This window comes from Streptomyces canus, assembly GCF_030816965.1.
Lineage (GTDB): Bacteria > Actinomycetota > Actinomycetes > Streptomycetales > Streptomycetaceae > Streptomyces > Streptomyces canus_E.
This window is the reverse complement of sequence record NZ_JAUSYQ010000002.1, coordinates 10,185,393-10,205,560: the sequence shown is the minus strand read 5'-3', so window position 1 is coordinate 10,205,560 and position 20,168 is coordinate 10,185,393. Positions and strand designations below refer to the sequence as shown.

Below are 20,168 nucleotides of genomic sequence, written 5' to 3'. Positions count from 1 at the left end.
CCTGGAGTTGGTTGAGCGGGGCGGCAGGAGAAGAGGTTTCAGCGGACCATGTCGTCGTGATGGTCCAGCAGTCCCAGTTCGGAGCGCCGGGGAAGGCCCTCCCAGTCGCCGGCGGTGCTCACCGCGAAGGCGCCGAGCAGGGCGGCGGTCCGCAACCGCCGCTCCGGGGGCTCCCCCGCGAGCAGTTCGGCGAGGTACCCGGCGGCGAACGCGTCTCCCGCACCCACTGAGTCGTGGACGCGGACCGGTACGGCGGGCTGCCGGTGGGGCTGTCCGTCGAGGAGGGCGTACGCGCCTTCCTCGCCCAGCTTGATCACCGCTCCGGCGGGTCCGAGGTCGCAGATCCCCTTGGCGAGTTCCTCCGGTCCGTCGGCGCCGGGCACCACGAGGGCGGCCTCGTGCGGTCCGGCGAAGACCACGTCGCTCCTGCGGAGCAGGGGCCGCAGGATCGAGCGGGCCGCGGCCTCGCTCCACAGCAGTGATCGGAAGTTGACGTCCAGGGAGATGGTGACTCCGGCAGCGACGGCGATGTCCACGGCCCGGGTCACGGCCGCAGCGGGCCCCTCACCGAGTGCCGGGGTGATGCCCGTGATGTGCAGGACCGCGGCTCCCGCGACGAGGTGCTCGGGGATGTCGTCGGCGGTCAGCCGGGCTCCGGCCGTGTGGGTGCGGTAGTAGCGCGTACGGCTGTGCGTGGAAGTGCGGCGTTCCTTCAGCAGCAGGGACGTGGGTGCGGGGTCGCGCGCGGCGACGGTGGTGACCCCTTCGGCCCGTAGTTCCCGCAGGACGAGGTCGCCGAGTTCGTCGTCGCCCACCCGGCCGATCCAGGTGGCGGATCCGCCGAGACGGCTGACGCCGACGGCGACATTGGACTCGGCGCCGGCGACCCCCAGGCGCAGTGTCGTGCCGAGCGCGAACGGGCCGGGGTTCCGGGCAGCCAGGACGGCGAGGACGTCACCCAGGGTGACGAGATAGGGCTCGCGGGGCGGGGGCGAAAGGTTGCTCACGTGCTCGTCTCCCCGGCCCGTACGGTGGCCCCTACCGCGTCCAGCAGGTGGCGCGCCCTCGTGGTGAGGGCGTCCAGTGCCTGCGGAGTCGGGTCCCGGTCCGCCCCGCGCAGCAGCGGGGAGCCGATGCCGACCGCGCAGGCGCCCGCGTCCAGGTAGTCCCGTGCCTCGTCGAGGCCGATACCGCCGACGGCGACGAGCGGGATGTCGGGCAGGGGTGCTCGTAGCCGGCGCAGGTGGGCGGGGCCGCCCGTGCTCGCGGGGAACAGCTTGACGGCGGCGGCGCCCGCCTGCCACGCCTGGCACGCCTCGGTCGGTGTCCAGGCGCCCGGATAGCACGGGATGCCACGGTCCGCCGAGTGCCGGATGACGGCGGTGTCCACTACGGGGGCGACCAGGAACTCCGCTCCCGCCGCCAGGGCGTCCCTGGCCTGGTCACCGGTGATCACGGTGCCGGCGCCGACCGCGACGTCGGGGCCGAGTTCCGCCCGGATGCGGGTCAGCGCGTCGAGCGCTCCGGCGGTGGTGAGGGTGACCTCCAGGCAGGTGACGCCGCCGGCCGTGAGCGCTCGGGCCACCGCGGGCAGCCCTGAGGCGTCGGCCGACCTGAGGATGGCCATGACCCGGGTCCCGGCGAGTTGCGGGGTGAGGGCGGGACGCGTTGTCATGCCCCCACCGCCGCAGGGGACGTGGCGGATGCCTGGGAGTCGGTCATGCGAAGTTCCTTTGCAGCGAGGTGCGTTGGTGAACGTGATTCAGACGTGGGTCACTTGAGGCCGGAGGTGGCGACGCCGGCGACGAAGCCCCGCTGCACGATCAGGAACAGTGCCAGCACCGGGACGACGTACATCACCGCGCCCGCGGCGACCAGGTTCCCCAGCGGCGAGCCGTGCTCGTTGACGTAGCCGTAGGCGAGTTTGACCGCGAGCGTGGTGTGGGCGTCGTCCAGCAGCAGGGCGGGCGCGATGTAGTCGCCCCAGGTCCAGCTGAAGGAAAGGATCAGGCTGGTGGCGATGACAGGCCAGGACTGCGGCAGGAAGATGCGCCAGAAGATACGGAACTGCCCGCAGCCGTCGATGATCGCGGCCTCCTCCAGCTCCTTGGGCATGTTCGAGAAGAACTGCCGGAACAGGAAGATCAGGTACGGGGCGCCGCACAGACCCCACAGCACCCACGGCACGTAGGTGTTGGTGAGGTGCAGCTTGGCGAACAGCAGATAGGTCGGGATGAGGGTGAGGATCTGCGGCAGCATCATCGTCGACAGCAGAACGTTGAAGATGAATCGCTTGCCGGGCGCGTTGAGGCGGGCGAAGCCGTAGCCCGCCCACGCCGAGGCCATGGTGACCAGCACGGCGTACAGGGTGGCGATTGTCAGGGAGTTGCGGGCGTAGCCGAAGTAGTCGATCTGGGTCAGCGCGTCCCGGAAGTTGCTCAGGCTGGGGTGGTGCGGCCACCAGTGGATGGGCAGCGCGCGCAGCTCGCCGGGGGCCTTCAGGGCGGTGTCCAGCAGCCAGGCGAACGGGCCCAGGAACAGGACGAGGGCGCCGACGAGCAGCATGTACACGGCACTTCTGCGGCGGAACACCATCACTTGCCTCCGAGCGTGCGCGGCCGGGACGGCTTGTCCGGCTCCGGGTCGACGGCGTAGAAGACCGCGCCCCTGCTGAGTTTGAAGACCAGGAAGGTGATCAGGACGATGATCAGGAACAGCACCCAGAGCATCGCGGAGGCGTACCCGTAGCGGCCGTTGGCGAAGTACTGGGCGAACACGTGGATCATGAACAGGTAGTTGCCCTCGGGGACGGCCGAGACGCCTCTGGGGGTGGGGTCGAGGGAGATCAGCAGCGGCAGGAAGCTCTGCACCGCGGCGATGATGCCGGTGACGACCTGGAAGAACAGCACCGGGGAGAGCAGCGGCAGGGTGATGCGGGTGAAGGTCTGCCAGGTGTTCGCCCCATCGATGCGCGCGGCCTCGTACAGCTCTTTGGGGACGTCCTGCAACCCCGCCAGCGAGACGATCATGGCGTTGCCGGCGCCCCAGAGGGTCAGGGTGATCAGGACCCAGCGGGCGTAGGGGTCCATCAGCCAGCTCACACCGTCGATGTGCAGGGCGTCCAGGAAACCGTTGGCGGCGCCCGAGTCCCGGTCGAAGATCAGCTTGAAGGTGAGGGCGGCGCCGACCGGCGGGACGACCGCGGGCAGGTACAGCAGGGTGCGGAACAGTCCTCGAGCCCGGATCGGCTGGTTGACCAGCACCGCCAGCAGCAGCCCCGCGGCGAGTGTCAGCGGCACGGAGATCGCGGTGAACACGCCGGTGCGGGCCAGCGAGGACAGCGTCTCCGGATCGGTGAAGACCTCCCGGTAGTTGGCCAGGCCCACGAAGTGGGAGTTGTTCGACAGCCCGTCGGAGTTGGTCAGGCTCAGCCACAGCGCGTAGCCGAGCGGGAAGGCCGTCAGGGCGAGGAAGCCCAGCACCCAGGGTCCGGCGAACGCGTAGAAGGAGAAGGCGCGGCGGGTGGTCAGCGAGCTGCGCCTGCGGTCGGCGCGCACGCCGGTGCCGGGCCCGGGCCGGGCGGCCGTCTCCCCGGAGGGGGACGGCGCGCCCGGCGCGGTGATCTGTTCGGTGCTCACCCCACGAGCTCCTTGCCCTGGGCGAGCTGCTCGTTCATCCGGGAGTTGAGCGTGTCGGCGACCACGCCCGCCGAGGTTCCGGACTTCAGCGCAGCCGGCAGGACCTTGCTCAGCACGCCCTCCAGGGCGGCCTGCTGGGCGTACGGGGTGAAGCTGAGCACCGAGAAGTGCGGCAGCTCCTTCTCCTGTACCTGGAAGGCCTGCTTCTGGAAGGCGCTGGTCTGCGGCATCTTCGAGCGCAGCGAGGTCAGGGAGGGAATGCCCCAGCCACTCGCCGCACGCTCCTGGGCGGGCTTGCCGCCGAAGTACCACTCGAAGAACTTCCAGGACGCTTCCTTGTTCTTGGCGTCCCTCGGGATCCAGAAGCCGGTGGCGCCGAAGCAGGAGCTGACGCGGTGGCTGCCGAGCTGCGGGGCGGGCGCGAAGCGGGAGACTGCCGCGAGCTTGGGGTCACCGCCGATGAGCCCGCCGAACCAGTAGCCGTTGCAGCTCATCGCCATGCGGTTGGCCTGGTAGGTGGGGCCGTCCCAGCCGTCCGGGTTGGGGTTGGAGACGCTCGGGCCGATGTCGGCCTTCGCGTAGTCCAGGTACCACCGCAGCGCCTTGAGCGCCTCGGGGGAAGAGAAGTCCACCGTGGCCAGGTCCTCGGCGAACAGACTGCCGCCGGCCGACGCGGTCATCCCCATGAGCTGCGGGAAGACTCCCATGCCGGTGGCGTTCAGGCCGTACACCTTCACCTTGCCCAGTCGGCGCTTGACCAGCTTCTTGCCCAGATCCAGCCACTCGTCGCAGGAGATCGGCTCGGTCGCGCTCGGCGCGTCGAGCTTGGCGGCCTCGAACAGGTCGGTGCGGTACCAGAACATGGAGTCCTGGGAGTAGTCCTTGGCCATGCCGTAGCGGGGTCCGGCGCCCTGCTTCTTGCCGTCGTAGCGCCACACGTCGTTGACCGGGTCGAGGTCTGAGACCTTCAGCGCCGAGCTCTTGGCGAAGTACGGGTCCAGATCCGTCATCAGGCCACGGGCGGCGAAGTACGGGGTCTCGGTCGCGCCGAAGCCGCGGACCACGTCCGGCGGGTTCTTGGCAGCCAGCATGGCGTTGAGCTTGGTGGGGTCCCAGATGATGACGTTGAGGTTCATCCCCAGCGCGTCTTCGGCGGCCTTGAGGGCCTTTTTGTCCCACTCGTTCTGCACCGTCATCACGGTGAGCGTCGTCCTGCCGCTCCCTGATCCGCCTGTGCTGTTACCGGCGGTGCCGGCGCAGGCAGACAGACCGGTCGCGGCGAGCGCGGTTCCGGTGGAGACGGCGAGGAAGCGTCGCCTGTCAAGGGATGTCGACGTTGACATGAGCATGCCGATGGCCTTTCGTGCGGGACGTACGCGAGTGCGAGGCGTACGGCGGCTGCGGGGACGTGCGACGGGGGGCATGGCGGCAGGAGGGGCTGCCGTGGGGAAGCGAAAGGGAGAGCGCGGCGGCGGTGGAACACCGGCTCGCTCGACGGTGGTGCAAGGCACCCGGGACCAAGCGCATCCGTCTGCGTGGACGGGTACACACACCGGTGGCTGGAGACCGCGGATGCGACGGTGGTCGCGTGTGCGGCGAGCCCGGGGGCGGCTCCCGGCCCAATTGACTTGCGGTCAACTGTGGCCGATATCTTGCTGTTTCGGTATGACCTGTTTCTAGGGCTCTGCTCGGACTTGTCGCTTATTCCCGTCCGAGGAAACCGGTTGACTGAAACTTTCGCGAACGTTAGGTTGCGTCGCCAGAAGGTGTCAAGAGGCAAAAACGCGTCGTCTCTGTCCGCAGCAGCGCGGACCGGGCAACGCCCACTGGAGAGGGGGAGCACGTGCCGGAACAGCCCGTCCGGGCCAGGCTCGTGGATGTGGCCCACGCGGCCGGGGTCTCCAAGGCCACCGTGTCCAAGGTGCTCAACGGCCGACAGGACCTGTCCGTACGGCCGGAGACGCGTCGGCGCGTCCATGAGGCCGCCGAGGCACTCGGCTACCGGCCGCACTCCGGAGCCCGGGCTCTGGCCGGTGCAAGCACCCACGCGCTGGCCCTGCTGATCCCCGCCCTCGCCAACCCCACGTACGTCACCATCGCCCGCGGCGCCTACCAGCGGGCCCGCGAACTGGGCTATCTCTCCCTGCTGGCCGAGGACTTCGACGGGCAGGAAGCAGACGAGTCCTTCCACGACCTGGTACAGGAGGGCAGGGTCGACGGGCTGCTCATCGCCTCGGCCCGCCCAGGCCATCTCCTGCTGGACGCGCTGAGCCGCAGCGCGATCCCGCACGTCTTCCTCAACCGATCGGTCAAGGGCTCCGGCCGCAACATCACCATGGACGTCGCCCGCTCCAGCGTGACCGCGCTCGACCACCTGCACGGCCTCGGCCACCGAGTGGTCGGACACATCGCGGGCCCTTCCGGGATCACGCCCAGCGAGGTCCGCAAGGAGGCGTTCCTGCGGCACGCCGACACGCTGGGGCTGGACGCGGCTCCGGTCGCGTCCGGGGAGTTCACCGAGGACGGCGGCGGGTCCGCGGCGCGGGCACTGCTGTGCCCCGCTGACGGCGACGGGCGGCCACCGGTCACCGCCCTCTACACCAGCTCGCTCGCCCAGGCGATAGGCGCCATGGCGGCGATCAGGGACCTCGGCCTCAGGATCCCGGAGGACGTCTCCGTGGTCGGCAACGACGACCTGCCCGTGGCCGCGCACCTCCATCCCCCGCTGACCACCGTCGCGATGCCCCTGCACGAGCTGGGAACCGCCGCGGTGGACGCACTGGTGGCCACCATCGAGGGCAAGCCGGCGGGAGACGTCGTCGTACCGACCGAGCCGCGGCTGGTGCTGCGCGGCTCCACGGCCAGACCAGCACGACCAGAAGGAACGCCATGACCGTCGCCGCCGCACCGGCACGTTTCACCGGCCGTACGGCCCTGCTCACCGCGGCCGCCTCCGGGATCGGGGCGGCCACCGCCCGCCGACTGGCGGCGGAGGGAGCGTCCGTTCTCGTCACCGACGTGGACGTCAAGGGCGCCCATCGCGTCGCCGAGGAGATCCGCGCCGAGGGCGGCCGGGCACGCGACCTGCCTTTGGACGTCACCTCGCCGACGGAGTGGGCGCAGGCCGTCGCCGAGGCCGAGTCCTGGACCGGACGGCTCGACGTACTCCACCTCAACGCCGGTCGCAACCTGCCGGGAGCGGCACACGAACTCGACGACGCCGCCTGGCACGACCAGCTGCGGCTCTCCCTCGACTCGGTGTTCTACGGCGTCCGGGCCGCGGTGCCACTGCTCAGGACGGCCAGGGGCGCGGTGGTGATCACCTCGTCCGTCCACGCGGCCGTCGGCTTCAAGGGCTTCCCGGCGTACGCGGCGGCCAAGGGCGGAATCGACGCGCTCGTGCGCCAGCTGGCCGTCGAGTACGGCGGACAGATCAGGTTCAACGCCGTCCTGCCCGGAGCCGTGGTCACCGCCCTGTGGGCCCAGGCGCCCCCGGAGTACAAGGTGCAGACCATCGGGCGCACACCTGTCGGCAGGCTGGGCGCCCCCGAGGACATCGCCGCAGCGGTGGCCTTCCTCGCCTCCGAGGACGCCTCCTTCATCACAGGACAAAACCTCCTCGTGGACGGTGGCCGCAGCATCAGCTCCCAGGAGTAGGCCGCCGGGCCTCGCCCATACCGGGCGGCCAACCGCCGTGCCCGTCCGACACCGCCGCACCCCGGCGGACGGCCCCCGCCGCATGGACGCCCGCACCCCTTCCCCGGACCCGCCCCTCCCCCTCCGCGCGGGGAGCCGCCGGCTCTGGGCCGTACACAGCACAGAACACAGAACCCGGAGACGCACCCCATGAAGATCACTGGATACGAGCTCTTCCTCGTCGAACCGCGCTGGCTCTTCCTCCGCATCGACACCGACGAGGGCGTCTCCGGCTGGGGCGAGCCCATAGTCGAGGGCAAGGCCCACACCGTCGCCCGCTGTGTCGAGGAGATGTTCGACTACCTGGTCGGCCAGGACCCGGCCCGGATCGAGGAGCACTGGCAGGTCCTCGCCAAGAGCGGCTTCTATCGCGGCGGCGTCGTCCTGAACAGCGCCCTGGCCGGAATCGACCAGGCCCTGTGGGACATCGCGGGCAAGACCCACGGCGTCCCGGTCCACCAGCTCCTCGGCGGCCACGTACGCGACCGGGTGCGCGTCTACGGCTGGGTCGGTGGCGAAACCCCCGAGGAACTGGCCGAGTCGGCGGCCGAACAGGTCGCCAAGGGCATGACGGCGGTCAAGCTGAACCCCTGCGGCCAGCTGGAACCGCTCGCCACACCTGCCGCCATCAACGCCATCGTCGACGGGGTGGCCGCGGTCCGCGAGGCCATCGGGCCGGAGCGCGACCTGGCCCTGGACTTCCACGGCCGGTTCAGCGGGGCGATGTCCCGCCGCGTACTGCCCCTCCTGGAGCCGCTCCTGCCGCTCTTCGTCGAAGAGCCCGTGCTGCCCGAGTTCTCCCGGGACCTCGGCGCCGTGGTGCGCTCCACCTCCATCCCCATCGCCACCGGCGAACGGCTCTACTCCCGCTGGGACTTCCGCTCCGTGCTCTCCGACGGCATCGCCGTGGCCCAGCCCGATATCAGCCACGCCGGCGGAATCTCCGAGACCCGCCGGATCGCCGCGATGGCCGAGGCGTACGACGTCATGGTGGCCCCGCACTGCCCGCTCGGCCCGATCGCCCTCGCGGCCAGCCTGCAACTCGACTTCGCGATCCCCAACTTCCTCATCCAGGAACAGGCACTGGGCATCGGCTACGGCGACAGCAGCGGGCTGCTGGACTACCTCGCCGACACCACGCCCTTCACGTTCCGCGACGGCTACATCGACCGCCCGACCGCGCCCGGTCTGGGCATCACCATCGACGAGGACGCGGTCCGCGCCGCCGCCGAACGCGGCCACCGCTGGCGCAACCCGGTCTGGCGCAACACAGACGGCTCACTGGCCGCCTGGTAGCCCAGGGGCAGGCCCCGGCCGGACGGCCGCATCACGCGGCCTCCGGCCCCGCGCCACCCACCCGCCAAGCCCCCGGTCCCGGAGTCGTCTTGTGGCCTACACCGAACAGCCACAGGTGCCATGCACATCAACAAGGTGTGCGAACAAGTGAGCCGCGCCTACGAACCCGGGCGCGACCGAGTCCCCGACGGCGGCGGCCCGCGGCGGGGGCCGCAATGTCCGCCGCCACGGGGTCGGCAAGCAGCACCGCGGTGAGGGACTGCGCCAGGTAGCCGTGGGCCACCGTGGTGCCGCAGGGGCCCTTCGCCGCCTTCTCGGGGTCGACGGGGATCCACTGCCGGTCGCCGGTGACGTCGGCGAACCGGTCATGGTCGTCTGAGTGATGGTGTCCCACTGGCTGCGGCCCGGCACGGTGCCGACCGCCCTCCCCAGTCCGTCGCGGCCGTGGCACTTCTTCATGTCGTCGCACGGCGTCGGCGGGAGATGTCCGGCCATCAAGGTGGCGCCGGCCAACACCAGGCTGGAGGATGTCCGCTCGGGCGCCATGACTCGGCGAACACACCTTGCCCTACGCCTGAAGATGCTCCCGGAACCAGCCGAGCGCTCCCGTGCCGGCACGTTCGAACTGGCTACGGTAAGGGTCCCAGTGGCCACCGGGAACAAGGATCAGCTTCTTGGGCTCGAGGGCCTCCTCGTAGGCCTCGAGAGCGACGTCGCATCGCCAGCCGCCGCACGTCCGGTGACGGGGCCGAGCACTCCCTGTCCGGGCATCGTGAAGGTCCAGGTGGTGTCTTCGGTCAGGACCGCTTCCAGCTCGGGCATGTTCAGCTCGTCCAGGGCGTGGGCGTAGTTCGCCACCGCCTGCTGGAGTTCGGCGATCACGAGACCACCGTCAGCACGATCTTGCCTTGGATGTGCCCCTGCGCGGCTCGCGTGTGTGCGCTGCCCGCCTCGGGGAGCGGGTAGGTGCTGTCCACGCCGACCTGGAGCTTGCCCTCGTCGAGCAGGCGCCCGATCTCGGCGAGCTGGGGGCCGTTCGAACGCACCTGAATGTTCGAGACCGTGATGCCCCGACTCGCTGTCTCTTCCGGGTCGTACTGGGCGAAGAACACCGGAAGCATGGTGCCGCCGCGCTTGAGCACGGTCAGGAAGCGTGAGCTGTCCGGGCCACCGACGGTGTCGATCACCAGGTCGACACCGCTGACCACGTCCGCGGCCTGCGTCCTGGTGTAGTCGATGAACTCATCGGCGCCGAGCTTGCGCAGAAACTGCTCGTGCCGGCCCGAGGCCACCGCGATGACGTGTGCCCCCTTCCATTTCGCCAACTGCACCGCGAAGTGGCCCACTCCACCGGCGGCCCCGTTGACCAGCACGGTCATCCCTGGCGTGATCGGCACCGGCTGGTGCACCCGGCCGGTGAAAGGAGACGGCACGTCGTGGCCGAGATCAACCAGGTACTGCCAGGCCGTCAGCACGGCCATCGGTGCCCCGGCCGCCTGCACGTGGTCGATACCGGCAGGCTTGTGAGCCAGGTCCGAAGCCGGCGCGGCCACGTACTCGGCATACGTCCGGCCGTCGAATCCGGGGAACCGCAGCATGCCGAAGACCTCGTCTCCGACGGCGAACCCCAGCACATCCGGAGCGACCGCCTGGACCACGCCCGACATGTCGGTTCCGGGGATCAGGGGGAACTCCAGCGCCGGCCTCATCTCGGCCGGCATGACCTTCATCCCCTCACGCAGGTACCAGTCCGGCGGGTTGATGCCCGCCGCGTGCACGCGGACGAGCACCTCGCCGGGGCCGATCTCGGGAACCGGCACCTCGTCATACTGCAAAACTTCCGGTCCGCCCGCTTCGTGGAACTGGATCGCCTTCATCGCGTCTGTCGCTTTCTTGGGGAAACGTTGCTCCTTCAGTCAAGGCCCAGGACGGCGCGGCCGTCCAAGACCGGTTCGGCAACCTCGTCATTCCGAAACGGCATGACACGTACGCTGGAAGGGTGAACGATCTCGGACAGGACCTGGAACTGCGGCTGGTGCGCTACTTCACCGTGGTGGCGGCGCACCAGCACTTCGGACGGGCCGCTGCCGACCTGCACGTGGCCCAGCCGGCGCTGAGCCGCCAGATCCAACGGCTCGAGAAGTATCTCGGCGCACGACTGCTGGACCGCGTACCTCAGGGCACCCGGCTCACTCCGGCCGGCCAGAGGTTCCTCCCTCAGGCCCAAGCCCTGCTGCAGGCCGCCCGCCAGGCCGAGCTGGTCGTGCGTGAACAAGCCGAGACCGAACGCATCGCCATCGGCTACGTCGAAGACCTGGTGATCACCGCCGCCGTACGGGAACTGCGCCGCCGTCACCCGGACGCCGAGATCGCCACCCGGTACCTGAGCTGCCGCGACGTCGGAGCGCTGTCCGACAAGCGCGTCGACGCCCTGATCGCGCGGGCCCCGCTGCCGCTCGCCGCCGGCGACGTGTTCACCACCCCGCTGTACGAGGAGCCCCGGATGCTCGCGGTCCCGCGCGGCCATCCCTTGGCCGACCGCGCGTCGGTGACCGCGGAAGAACTGGCCGGCGAGGAGGCGGCGCCGTGCGCGTTCGAGACCGCGGACTGGACTTCCTACCGGATCCTCGGGGCCGACGTGCCGCCGATCGAGAGCTACGAGGACAAGCTCGAACTCGTGGCGAGCGGCAGGGCGATCGCCGTGCTACCGGTCGGCGATCGGCGTAGCTCCCTGCGTCCCGACCTCGTCACCGTCCCGATCGAGGGCGCTCCCCCCAGCCAGGTTGTCCTGGTCAGCCGCAAGGGCGACCCGAATCCGATGATCAGGAATCTCCGGCTGGCGGCCAAGGTCGCCCTGACCGCTCCGGCAGCCTGACCGGGACCAGCCAACCCGCTCGGCACTGAACCGCACCAAGCCGTGCTCACGCGCGGGCCGTGTTCGTCGCGCATCTGCCGGTCTCGCTCGGGGTCAGGCGAGACCGCCGGTGACCCGTTCGCCCGGACCCTGAAGCTCGGAGGGTGGTTGCCGAACTCCGGTAGGGGGTGAGGTCCAGCGCGGTGGCGACGGTCGCCGTGCTTAGTCGTCGCCCCCGGCGGAGAACCCGGACAGCCGGTCAGTGAACCGGTGATGGGCGGTCAGGAAGATGACCGGAGAGAGGTATCCGTTGGCCCGCATCGCCTGGCACACGTCCCGGCCGTCCGCGTCGGGCAGCCCGACGTCCAGGACGGCCGCGGCGATGTCACCCGTGGCCAGCCGCAGGGCGGTGGCGCCGTCCGGGGCAGGCACGGGGCGAAGTCCTCGTCGCGCAGGCCGCGCAGCAGACGTCACGCAGGGCGTGATCGTCCTCGACGACCAGGATCTTGTGGCGCATGGTCCTCCGTCGGCACTGGGTCTGTGTCCGTGGTACCTGTGATGAACCCTTCGGGCAGCCACCAGGCAGCGGCGCACAGGCACAGCCCGAGCCAGCCGAGGGCGAACAGCCAGCCGCCGACGACATCGGTGAACCAGTGCACCCCGAGGTAGACGCGGGTCAGTCCGACGAGCGCGCCCCAGCAGCCGACCGCGAGGGCGAGCAGGGTCCTGCCGGGCGGGGAGCGTGTGTACACGGCGATGACGAGCAGTCCGGCGGCGATCGCGGCCGTGGCCGTGTGGCCGGAGGGAAACGCCCACCCCGAGGCGTGTGTGGCCCAGTCCACTCGGGTGGGGCGGGGCCGGGCGACGAGCGCCATCACGCCGTACCGCGCCACCTGCCCCACTCCGAGGCAGGCGAGGCAGAGCGCGGCGGCGACGGCCCGCCGGCGCAGAGTACGTCCGGCGATGGTCGCTGCCAGTACGGCGAGGACGTACGGGATGAAGCCGGTGCCGGTGGCGGTCAGGCCATGGGCCAGCGCCACCGCCACGTCCGGGCGGTGCGCGACGGACCAGGACACCAGGTCCTCGTCGCCGTACAACGGCTGCCCGTCCCCGATCACGGCCATCGTCAGGACACCGAAGGCCGTCCACGCCCCCAGGGCGACACTGCCGGCCAGCTCGCCGAGGTCGCCGCGCTTCATGACGCCAGTACCAGCAGGCGCAGACGCGTGCCGGTGATCCACCGGACCAGCGGATCGGGTCGGCGGCGCAGCATGACCATCGCGAGCGCCGCGACGAGGGCTCCGACGATCATTCCTGCTGCCACGTCGTGCGGATAGTGCGCGCCGACCCAGACCCGGGAAGCCGCCATGGCGCAGGCGGCCACGGCCGTGACGGCGCCGAGCCGACGGGAGACGAAGAGCAGGGCCATGGCGGCCGCGGCGGCGATGGCCGTGTGATTGCTGGGGAAGGACCAGTCACCCGGCGCCGGACACGCCTCCAGCGTGATCACCCGTAGGCTCTGACAGGGCCGGTCCTCGCGTGCCAGCAGCTTCAGCACGTCGTTCACCCCATATGCGGCGACGACGATCACCGGAACGGCCAGCGCGGTCACCGCGGCAGCCGGGCCCACCCGCCGCGCCCGCCACCAGGCCACGGCCATCAGCGCGGCGAACACCGCCAGACCGTACGTCGACCAGGCCGCCACGACGTCGTCCAGCCAGCCGGGCGACCGGTGCGCGAGGTCCACGACGTCGGTGTAGGCGGAGCCGTCGATCGAGGAGCCGTCGAAGGCGAGGATCATCCGCGTGCCTCCTTCGCCTTGGCGGCGCGGTGCGAGCGGTACAGCTCGGCGGCGAGCGGAATCAACGACACGGCCACGACCACGGCGACCATGGGCAGCAGATAGCGGTCCACATCGGGGATGGAGGAGCCCAGCGCGTATCCGCCCAGCGTCAGTCCCAAGCTCCACACGAGCCCGCCGGCCACCTGCCACACGGTGAACGTCCGCACCGGAACACCCAGTGCGCCCGCCATCGGATTGAGCACCGTACGTACCACCGGCACGAACCGCGCCAGCACAATCGCTTTCGCATGCCCGTACCGCTCCAGCAGCTCCTCGGCCCGCTGCGCCCCTTCACGCAGGCGAGCCGAGCGGCTGCGCGCCAGCAGGGCCCCGCCGGCCTTCCCTCCGAGCAGATAGCCGCACTGCGCACCGGCAAGAGCACCCATGGCCGCGGCCACCAGCAAGGGGGCGAGCGACAGCTTCACCCCGTGCTGACCGCTTCCCGTACACAGCAGCCCCGCCGTGAACAGCAGGGAGTCACCGGGCAGGAAGAAGCCGATCAGCAGCCCGGTTTCCGCGAACATCGCCACACCGACCCCCAGCACACCGAAGGCGGCCAGGAGGGACTGCGGACTGAGAACATTCACCGCAAGCTGTGAGGCTGCGAGGAAGGGTGCGATCACGGACGCGGGCCCTCTCATACTGGATGTGCTGGGGCGCGCGAAGGCGCCACCCGAGTGACTACAATTCTGTAGACGGTCTACTGAACTGTAGACGACGATGGGGTGAGGATCGTTCCCATGACCGACGCGAAGGACGAACGCCGACCGGCCGGGGAGCTGGAAGCCGCCGTCATGGCCGCCCTGTGGGCCGCCGAGGCGGCCCTCACTCCAGGTGAGGTACAGGCCGAACTCGCCTCCGATCTGGCCCGCACCACGGTGACGACGATCCTGTCCCGCCTGCACGACAAGGGCGTCGTCGACCGCCGCCCGCAAGGGCGCGGCTACGCCTACTACCCCGTGCAGGACGCCCAGGGCCTCACCGCCCGGCGCATGCATACCGAGCTCGACCGCGACAGTGACCGGGAGACCGTCCTGGCCCGCTTCGTCGCCCAGCTCAATCCGGACGATGAACAGCTTCTGCGCCAGCTGCTGGAGGCCGACGATTGATGACCGCCCTGCTGCTGATTCCGCTCCTGCTGCCCTTCGTGATGCCGCCGCTCGCCCGGCGAACCCTCGACCGGCTGGCTCCCGGCACCGCTCTGTGGGCGCTCACCGCAGCTGCCCTGGTGCTGGCGGGCGCCTGCGTGGCCGTCCTGGGCACCCTCGTCCTGACCGGACTGCTCAAGCTGCCGGCGTTCGCGGAGCTCGGTGAACTCGTCCACCCCCTGCGCACGCCGACGGGCTACCTGGTCCTGCCCGCGGCCGCGATCGCCACCGGCCTGCTCACCATCGGCGCCTGGACCCTCGCACGTTCGGCCCTGCGCCAGACGCGCGCCTTCCGCACCGCCCGCACCGAGGCCGACCGACGGCCCGCCGCGGGCGATCTGTGCGTGGTCGACTCGCCCGAGCCGGACGCGTACGCCCTGCCCGGCCGTCCGCACCGCATCGTCGTCACCACCGCCATGCTGCGCAGCCTCGGCCCGGACGAGCGCGAGGCCCTCTTCGCCCACGAGCGCGCCCACAACCAGGGCGGCCACCATTACTTCCTGGCCGCCGCCGAACTCGCCGCCCACTGCCACCCCGCACTGCGCCCCGCCCGCGCCACCATCCGGCTGGCCGTGGAACGCGCCGCCGACGAAGCAGCGGCCGCCGCCATGGGTGACCGCCGCATCCTGGCCCGCGCCATCGCCCGCGCCGCCCTCGCCGGCCAGGCCGCGCGCTCCACCCGCCCGGACTTCGCTCCCGCAGCGACCGCCGGCCCGGTACCCCAGCGCGTAGCGGCCCTTCTCACCGCTCCAGCGGGCCACTCTCGGCGATCGGTGGGCTGGGTCGCCCTCCTCCTCGCCGCCTGCACCGCCCTGTCCGCGACCGCCGCGACGACCGGCGCCATCGCCTTCCACCACGACGTCGAGGTCGCCCAGGGCGAAGAGCCCCGCTGACCGCTTCCGGCACGCTCAGGCGAGGCGGGACCGGCCCAGGCCTATGCGGGGAAACGATGGCAGCTGTCCGGTACTGCCCTCGAACGGCGCGTCGTGCTCGACGACGAGACTCCGCAGGCGTTCGCGCTGCCCGGCACCCCAGGACGAATCGTGGTCTCCCGCGGAATGCTGCGCTGCCTCGGAGACGGAGAACGCGAGGCCCTCCTGGCGCACGAGCGGGCCCCTCTCCGTTGCCGCCATCACCTCCTGCGGGCTGTCTTGCGACTCACGGCTGCCGTCAATCCGCTGATGCGACCGCCGGCAGAGGCAGGCGGGTTCGTACTGGATCGACGGGCCGACGAGGAGGCCGCGGCCCACGTCGACAGCCGTACGGTCGTCGCCCGCGCCGTCGGGCGGGCGGCTCACCTCCGCCGGCGCATCCCGCCCCGCTGCCCTGGCCGCAACCGGCGGGGCGGTGCCCCAACGGGCACGGGCCCTGCCGGCCCGCCTCCCCGCGCCGCACCCTGTCGTTCGTGGCGGGCACCCTTCTGCTCACCCTGTGCTGCGCCGGCCCGGCCAACGCCGCCTCGGACCGCGAGAGCCTGGTCGAGAGCGCGGAGCGGGCACAGTGCGCCGCCGACGCAGGGCGCAGCGCGGGCGCGTCACTCCCCGCGGCGGCCGGACGCCTGCTGCGACCACCGCGGAGCCGACAACCACAAAAGACACCGCAGGTAGACGTGTAGTACCGCGGTACTACACGCCGCTCGGGTTTCAGCCTCTCGGTACCACCGGATCGGGTGATCCGGCGCTTAGCGTTGCCGGTGAGGCGTCGCAGGCGCGGACGCCACAGGCCGAGAGAAAGAGCGCGAATGATCGACGCACGGCAGCTGACCAAGCGGTACGGCGACAAGACGGCCGTCGACGGGCTGGACTTCGTGGTGAAGCCGGGCACGGTGACCGGTTTCCTGGGGCCCAACGGCGCGGGCAAGTCCACGACCATGCGCATGATCGTCGGCCTCGACGCCCCGACGAGCGGTTCCGTCACCGTGAACGGCAGCCACTACGCCCGCCACCAGGCACCGCTCCAGGAGGTCGGCGCGCTCCTGGAGGCGAAGTCGATCCACCCGGGCCGCTCGGCGTACAACCACCTCAGGGCCCTCGCGCTGACCCACGGAATTCCGGGCCGCCGGGTCGACGAGGTCATCGACCTCGCCGGACTGGGCAGCGTGGCGAAGAAGCGGGCCGGTGCCTTCTCCCTCGGGATGGGCCAGCGGCTGGGCATCGCCGCGGCGCTGCTGGGCGATCCGCAGACGGTGATGCTGGACGAGCCGGTCAACGGGCTGGACCCGGAGGGCGTGCTCTGGATCCGCAACCTGCTCAAGGGACTCGCCGACGAAGGGCGGACGGTGTTCGTGTCCTCCCACCTGATGGGCGAGATGGCCCTGGTGGCGGACCACCTGATCGTCGTGGGGCGCGGCCGGCTGCTGGCCGACACCACCGTCGCGGACCTGATCCGCGAGGCGGGCGGGGACACCGTGAAGGTGGTGACGCAGGACCCGGCGCGGCTGCGGGACGTGCTGGCCGGGCCGGGCGTCGACGTCACCGGCCGGATCGGCTCCGAGGAGCTCCAGGTGACCGGGCTGACCGCCCGCGAGATCGGGTTGAAAGCGGCCGAGCACGGAATCGCCTTGTTCGAGCTGAGCGCGCGGACCGTGTCGCTGGAGGAGGCGTTCATGGATCTGACCAGGGATGCCGTGGAGTACCACGGCTCCACGACCGGCATCGAGACCCTCGAGGCCGCCGGGAGGCCCGCATGAGCACCCCCACCGCAACCGCCGAGGAACCCCGGACCACACCCACCCGCCCCGTCTACCGGGTGACCGGACGACGGGTGCTCTCCTCGGAGTGGGCCAAGCTGTGGTCCCTGCGCTCGACCTGGATCACCCTGGGCCTCGGCCTGCTCTTCCTGGTCGCCTTCGGCCTGATTTCCGCGAGCCACTACAAGTCGGGGATCAACTCCGGCCACACCGACCGGGATTTCGCCGATGCGACGGCCGTCAGCCTGTCCCTCTTCGGTACGAACTTCGCCCAGCTGGCCCTGGGCGTACTCGGCGTGCTGGTCACCGCGGGCGAGTACTCGACGGGCATGATCCGCTCGACGCTCACGGCGGTACCGCGCCGGCTGCCCGTGCTGTGGTCCAAGGCAGCCGTGTTCGGGCTGGTCGCACTGGTGGTCGGCACCCTCGGTGCGTTCGTCGCCTTCGGCTTCGGCAGCGGCATTGTCTCCGGCACGCCCGCCGCGATGGGCCTGACGCACGCCGGAGTCGTACGCAGCCTGCTGGGCGCGGGGCTCTACCTCGGCCTGGTCGGGGTGATCGGTGCCGCCCTGGGCGCGCTGCTGCGGTCAGTGGCCGGCGGGATCTCGGTGCTGGTGGCCGGCCTGATGCTGATCCCGGGACTGATCTCTCTGCTGCCGAGCTCCTGGCAGGACGACATCAGCCCCTACCTGCCGTCCAACGCGGGGCAGGCGATGTTCGCCCTGACCCATGACTCCACGACCCTGTCGCCGGGCGCCGGGCTGCTGGTCTTCCTGTGCTGGACGGCGCTGGCGCTGGGCGGTGCGGCGTACCGGCTCGCGCGCAGCGACGTCTGACGCCCGCACCATGGACAGGTGACGTCCGTGACCACCGATGACCTCAGCGGGATGGCACCGCTGGTCGCCCGACTGTCCCGGGGCGGCCAGCGGCTGCGGCATGCCGACCGGACACATCCCTGGGTGCTGGACACCGCGGTCGTCGTCCTGGTCTTCCTGATGTTCTGCCTGCCCGACCTGCTCCACGACGGCGTCGGTGACGGCGACGGCGACGGTCCGCGCCGGTTCCGGCTCGCCTTCACCCAGTTGCCCGTGGCGGGGACGCTCGCCTTGCAGGCCGGCCTGGTGCTGCCGCTGTTGTGGCGGCGGCGAAAGCCCGTGGTTGCCTTCGGCGCCATAGCCGCGGTGTTCGTCCTCCAGTGGTCCCTCAACACCCCGCTGCGCGCGGACGTCGCCCTCTTCGTCGCCCTCTACAGCCTGGCCCTGCACGGGCGGCTGCGCCAACTGCCCTGGGCCTGTGCGGCCATGGCGGGCGCCATGGCACTGGTCGCCGTCCGCGTGTCGGCAGCGGTGTCCGTCTGGGACGCGCTGTTCTTCCTGCTGAGCACGGCGACCGCGGCCCTGGCGCTCGGCATGATGGTCCGGATCCGCCGGGCCCAGCTCGCCGGACTGCGGGAGCGAGCCGCCCGGCTGGAGATTGAACGCGACCAGCGCAGCAGGCTGGCCACGGCCACCGAACGCACCCGTGTCGCCCGCGAGATGCACGACATCGTCGGCCACAACCTGTCCGTCATCATCACGCTCGCCGACGCCGGCGCCTACGCCACGGACATCGCACCCGAACGCGGCAAGGAGGCCCTGCGTCTCATCGGCGACACCGGCCGTCAGGCCCTCGGCGAGCTGCGACGCGTACTCGGCGTGCTGCGCGAGACCGCGGACGGTCCCCCGGACAGGCCCGAACTCAGCCCGCAGCCCGGCATCGCGGACATCGAAGCGCTGTGCGCCACGGTGCGCGCCGCCGGACTGGAGGTCGTCTACCGGACCTCCGGCGACGTGGACGCCCTGGACGGCGGGGTGCAGCTGACGGTGTACCGCATCGTCCAGGAAGCACTCACCAACACCCTGAAGCACTCCGACACCGGCACCCGCGTGTATCTGGCGATCCTCGTCGAGGACAGTCGGCTGACCATCCGGGTCAAGGACACCGGCCCGGCCACACCCCCCGGACCACCGAACGAGGAAGGACACGGCCTGGTGGGCATGCGGGAACGAGCGGCTCTCTACGACGGCACCGTCAGCGCGGGACCGACGGCCGCCGGAGGATGGAACGTCGAGGCCGTCCTCGACCTCACACCCCAAAGCGGTGCTGACCGATGACCACCGTGCTCATCGTGGACGACCAGCCGCTGCAACGCTACGGCTTCCACCTGCTTCTCGACTCCGTCCCCGAGACCGACGTCGTCGGTGAGGCCGCCCACGGCGCCGAGGCCGTCCGCAAGGCCGCCGAACTGCGCCCCGACGTCATCCTGATGGACGTCCGCATGCCTGGCATGGACGGCATCGAGGCCACCCGCCGCATCGTCGCCGCCGGCGGCCGCTCGCGCGTCCTGGTGCTCACCACCTTCGACCTCGACGAGTACGTCCACGCCGCCATCCGGGCCGGCGCCAGCGGCTTCCTCCTCAAGGACGCACGCCCCGAAGAACTTCTCGCGGGCATCCGCGCGGTCGCCGTCGGCGACGCCGTCATCGCGCCCGCCCTCACCCGCCGCCTCCTGGACGAGTACGCCCGGTACGTCCCCGCCCACCGGGGTGGCTCCGCCGAGGATCCGAGGCTCGGCTCCCTCACCGACCGCGAACGGGAGATCCTCGTCGCCGTCGGCAAGGGCTGGACCAACGGCGAGATCGCCGCCCGGTTCGTGCTGTCCGAGTCCACCGTCAAGACCCACGTCGGCCGCGTTCTGGCCAAGATCGGAGCCCGTGACCGCATCCAGGCCGTGATCTTCGCCTACGACCACGGCCTCGCCCGGCCCACCGCGGACTGAACCGAGGAGCGGACGGCCAGGCAGGCTCGCTTCCCGCCCGTGAGGACTGCCAGAGGATCCCCGTTACCACCGTTCGCACGCCGCTGACCAGTCCGTCGGCCTCGGCGTTCAGGCTGTGTTCAGGTCCGGGCGAATCTTGGCCAACTCGAGTGCCAGAAGCGCCAAAACTCTGGCAAAGGGGGCTGG

At 71.0% G+C, this 20,168-nt stretch carries 22 protein-coding genes and 2 pseudogenes; 12 read left to right on the top strand and 12 right to left on the bottom strand.

The features are described from left to right. Window positions 1-38 precede the first annotated feature (38 nt). The 5 genes from QF027_RS47810 to QF027_RS47790 form a co-directional block, all read right to left on the bottom strand. The gene (locus QF027_RS47810) at window positions 39-1,007 is read right to left on the bottom strand and encodes a sugar kinase (RefSeq protein WP_307081911.1); all 969 of its coding nucleotides are present in this window, start codon (window positions 1,005-1,007) and stop codon (window positions 39-41) included. After that, the gene (locus QF027_RS47805) at window positions 1,004-1,675 is read right to left on the bottom strand and encodes a bifunctional 4-hydroxy-2-oxoglutarate aldolase/2-dehydro-3-deoxy-phosphogluconate aldolase (RefSeq protein ID WP_306972567.1); all 672 of its coding nucleotides are present in this window, start codon (window positions 1,673-1,675) and stop codon (window positions 1,004-1,006) included. The genes QF027_RS47810 and QF027_RS47805 overlap by 4 nt, the downstream gene beginning before the upstream one ends. A gap of 98 nt (window positions 1,676-1,773) precedes the next feature. Further along, window positions 1,774-2,595, bottom strand: coding sequence for a carbohydrate ABC transporter permease (locus tag QF027_RS47800; RefSeq protein ID WP_306972568.1), 822 nt, complete (start codon window positions 2,593-2,595; stop codon window positions 1,774-1,776). Further along, complete coding sequence (locus QF027_RS47795) at window positions 2,595-3,638, bottom strand: carbohydrate ABC transporter permease (RefSeq protein ID WP_307081909.1); 1,044 nt, start codon at window positions 3,636-3,638, stop codon at window positions 2,595-2,597. Before QF027_RS47795 ends, QF027_RS47800 begins: the two co-directional genes overlap by 1 nt. Then, on the bottom strand, window positions 3,635-4,834 hold the full coding sequence (locus QF027_RS47790; RefSeq protein ID WP_306972572.1) for an extracellular solute-binding protein: 1,200 nt from the start codon (window positions 4,832-4,834) through the stop codon (window positions 3,635-3,637). The genes QF027_RS47795 and QF027_RS47790 overlap by 4 nt, the downstream gene beginning before the upstream one ends. 647 nt (window positions 4,835-5,481) lie before the next feature. Here QF027_RS47790 and QF027_RS47785 point away from each other — a divergent pair. The 3 genes from QF027_RS47785 to dgoD all read left to right on the top strand — a co-directional run bounded on the left by QF027_RS47785 (window position 5,482) and on the right by dgoD (window position 8,630). After that, window positions 5,482-6,531 (top strand): LacI family DNA-binding transcriptional regulator, encoded by a 1,050-nt coding sequence (locus QF027_RS47785; RefSeq protein WP_307081907.1) that lies wholly within the window; start codon window positions 5,482-5,484, stop codon window positions 6,529-6,531. Beyond that, window positions 6,528-7,295, top strand: a complete 768-nt coding sequence (locus QF027_RS47780; RefSeq protein WP_306972576.1) for an SDR family NAD(P)-dependent oxidoreductase — start codon at window positions 6,528-6,530, stop codon at window positions 7,293-7,295. The genes QF027_RS47785 and QF027_RS47780 overlap by 4 nt, the downstream gene beginning before the upstream one ends. A gap of 189 nt (window positions 7,296-7,484) precedes the next feature. Then, window positions 7,485-8,630 carry a galactonate dehydratase gene (gene dgoD / locus QF027_RS47775; RefSeq protein ID WP_306972578.1) on the top strand — a complete coding sequence of 382 codons (1,146 nt, stop codon included), beginning with the start codon at window positions 7,485-7,487 and terminating at the stop codon, window positions 8,628-8,630. A gap of 127 nt (window positions 8,631-8,757) precedes the next feature. Here the strand turns inward: dgoD and QF027_RS49915 are convergent, their stop codons facing one another. The 3 genes from QF027_RS49915 to QF027_RS47760 form a co-directional block, all read right to left on the bottom strand. Beyond that, on the bottom strand, window positions 8,758-9,024 hold the full coding sequence (locus QF027_RS49915) for a MaoC/PaaZ C-terminal domain-containing protein (RefSeq protein ID WP_373431987.1): 267 nt from the start codon (window positions 9,022-9,024) through the stop codon (window positions 8,758-8,760). 272 nt (window positions 9,025-9,296) lie between these two features. Continuing rightward, window positions 9,297-9,512 (bottom strand): nuclear transport factor 2 family protein, encoded by a 216-nt coding sequence (locus QF027_RS47765; RefSeq protein ID WP_307081905.1) that lies wholly within the window; start codon window positions 9,510-9,512, stop codon window positions 9,297-9,299. Then, window positions 9,509-10,507: an NADP-dependent oxidoreductase gene (locus QF027_RS47760; protein WP_307081903.1), complete on the bottom strand. Its 999-nt coding sequence runs from the start codon at window positions 10,505-10,507 to the stop codon at window positions 9,509-9,511. Before QF027_RS47760 ends, QF027_RS47765 begins: the two co-directional genes overlap by 4 nt. Window positions 10,508-10,629: 122 nt before the next feature. Here QF027_RS47760 and QF027_RS47755 point away from each other — a divergent pair, with 122 nt between their 5' ends. Further along, window positions 10,630-11,505 carry a LysR family transcriptional regulator gene (locus tag QF027_RS47755; protein ID WP_306972583.1) on the top strand — a complete coding sequence of 292 codons (876 nt, stop codon included), beginning with the start codon at window positions 10,630-10,632 and terminating at the stop codon, window positions 11,503-11,505. 204 nt (window positions 11,506-11,709) lie between these two features. Here the strand turns inward: QF027_RS47755 and QF027_RS47750 are convergent. The 4 genes and pseudogenes from QF027_RS47750 to QF027_RS47735 form a co-directional block, all read right to left on the bottom strand. Beyond that, window positions 11,710-12,001: pseudogene (locus QF027_RS47750) on the bottom strand (response regulator transcription factor); the annotation flags it as partial. After that, the gene (locus QF027_RS47745) at window positions 11,955-12,683 is read right to left on the bottom strand and encodes a phosphatase PAP2 family protein (protein ID WP_307081901.1); all 729 of its coding nucleotides are present in this window, start codon (window positions 12,681-12,683) and stop codon (window positions 11,955-11,957) included. The gene QF027_RS47745 and the pseudogene QF027_RS47750, both read right to left, overlap by 47 nt. Continuing rightward, on the bottom strand, window positions 12,680-13,285 hold the full coding sequence (locus QF027_RS47740) for a phosphatase PAP2 family protein (protein WP_307081899.1): 606 nt from the start codon (window positions 13,283-13,285) through the stop codon (window positions 12,680-12,682). Before QF027_RS47740 ends, QF027_RS47745 begins: the two co-directional genes overlap by 4 nt. Continuing rightward, window positions 13,282-13,968 carry a DedA family protein gene (locus QF027_RS47735; RefSeq protein WP_307081897.1) on the bottom strand — a complete coding sequence of 229 codons (687 nt, stop codon included), beginning with the start codon at window positions 13,966-13,968 and terminating at the stop codon, window positions 13,282-13,284. Before QF027_RS47735 ends, QF027_RS47740 begins: the two co-directional genes overlap by 4 nt. 99 nt (window positions 13,969-14,067) lie before the next feature. Between QF027_RS47735 and QF027_RS47730 the strand changes: the two genes are divergently transcribed. The 8 genes and pseudogenes from QF027_RS47730 (at window position 14,068) to QF027_RS47695 (ending at window position 19,982) form a co-directional block, all read left to right on the top strand. After that, window positions 14,068-14,436 (top strand): BlaI/MecI/CopY family transcriptional regulator, encoded by a 369-nt coding sequence (locus tag QF027_RS47730; RefSeq protein ID WP_306972588.1) that lies wholly within the window; start codon window positions 14,068-14,070, stop codon window positions 14,434-14,436. Further along, window positions 14,436-15,368: a M48 family metalloprotease gene (locus QF027_RS47725; protein ID WP_307081895.1), complete on the top strand. Its 933-nt coding sequence runs from the start codon at window positions 14,436-14,438 to the stop codon at window positions 15,366-15,368. Before QF027_RS47730 ends, QF027_RS47725 begins: the two co-directional genes overlap by 1 nt. Window positions 15,369-15,461: 93 nt before the next feature. Then, a pseudogene (locus tag QF027_RS47720) lies at window positions 15,462-15,569 on the top strand (M56 family metallopeptidase); the annotation flags it as partial. A 311-nt stretch (window positions 15,570-15,880) separates the two neighbouring features. After that, window positions 15,881-16,090, top strand: a complete 210-nt coding sequence (locus QF027_RS47715; RefSeq protein ID WP_306986851.1) for a hypothetical protein — start codon at window positions 15,881-15,883, stop codon at window positions 16,088-16,090. 126 nt (window positions 16,091-16,216) lie between these two features. Next, on the top strand, window positions 16,217-17,164 hold the full coding sequence (locus tag QF027_RS47710) for an ABC transporter ATP-binding protein (RefSeq protein WP_306972590.1): 948 nt from the start codon (window positions 16,217-16,219) through the stop codon (window positions 17,162-17,164). Further along, complete coding sequence (locus tag QF027_RS47705) at window positions 17,161-18,000, top strand: ABC transporter permease (protein ID WP_306972591.1); 840 nt, start codon at window positions 17,161-17,163, stop codon at window positions 17,998-18,000. Before QF027_RS47710 ends, QF027_RS47705 begins: the two co-directional genes overlap by 4 nt. Before the next feature lie 27 nt (window positions 18,001-18,027). Then, window positions 18,028-19,317: a sensor histidine kinase gene (locus QF027_RS47700; protein ID WP_307081893.1), complete on the top strand. Its 1,290-nt coding sequence runs from the start codon at window positions 18,028-18,030 to the stop codon at window positions 19,315-19,317. Further along, a complete protein-coding gene (locus tag QF027_RS47695) occupies window positions 19,314-19,982 on the top strand; it encodes a response regulator (protein ID WP_307081891.1) in 669 nt (222 codons plus the stop codon). The genes QF027_RS47700 and QF027_RS47695 overlap by 4 nt, the downstream gene beginning before the upstream one ends. Window positions 19,983-20,168 lie beyond the last annotated feature (186 nt).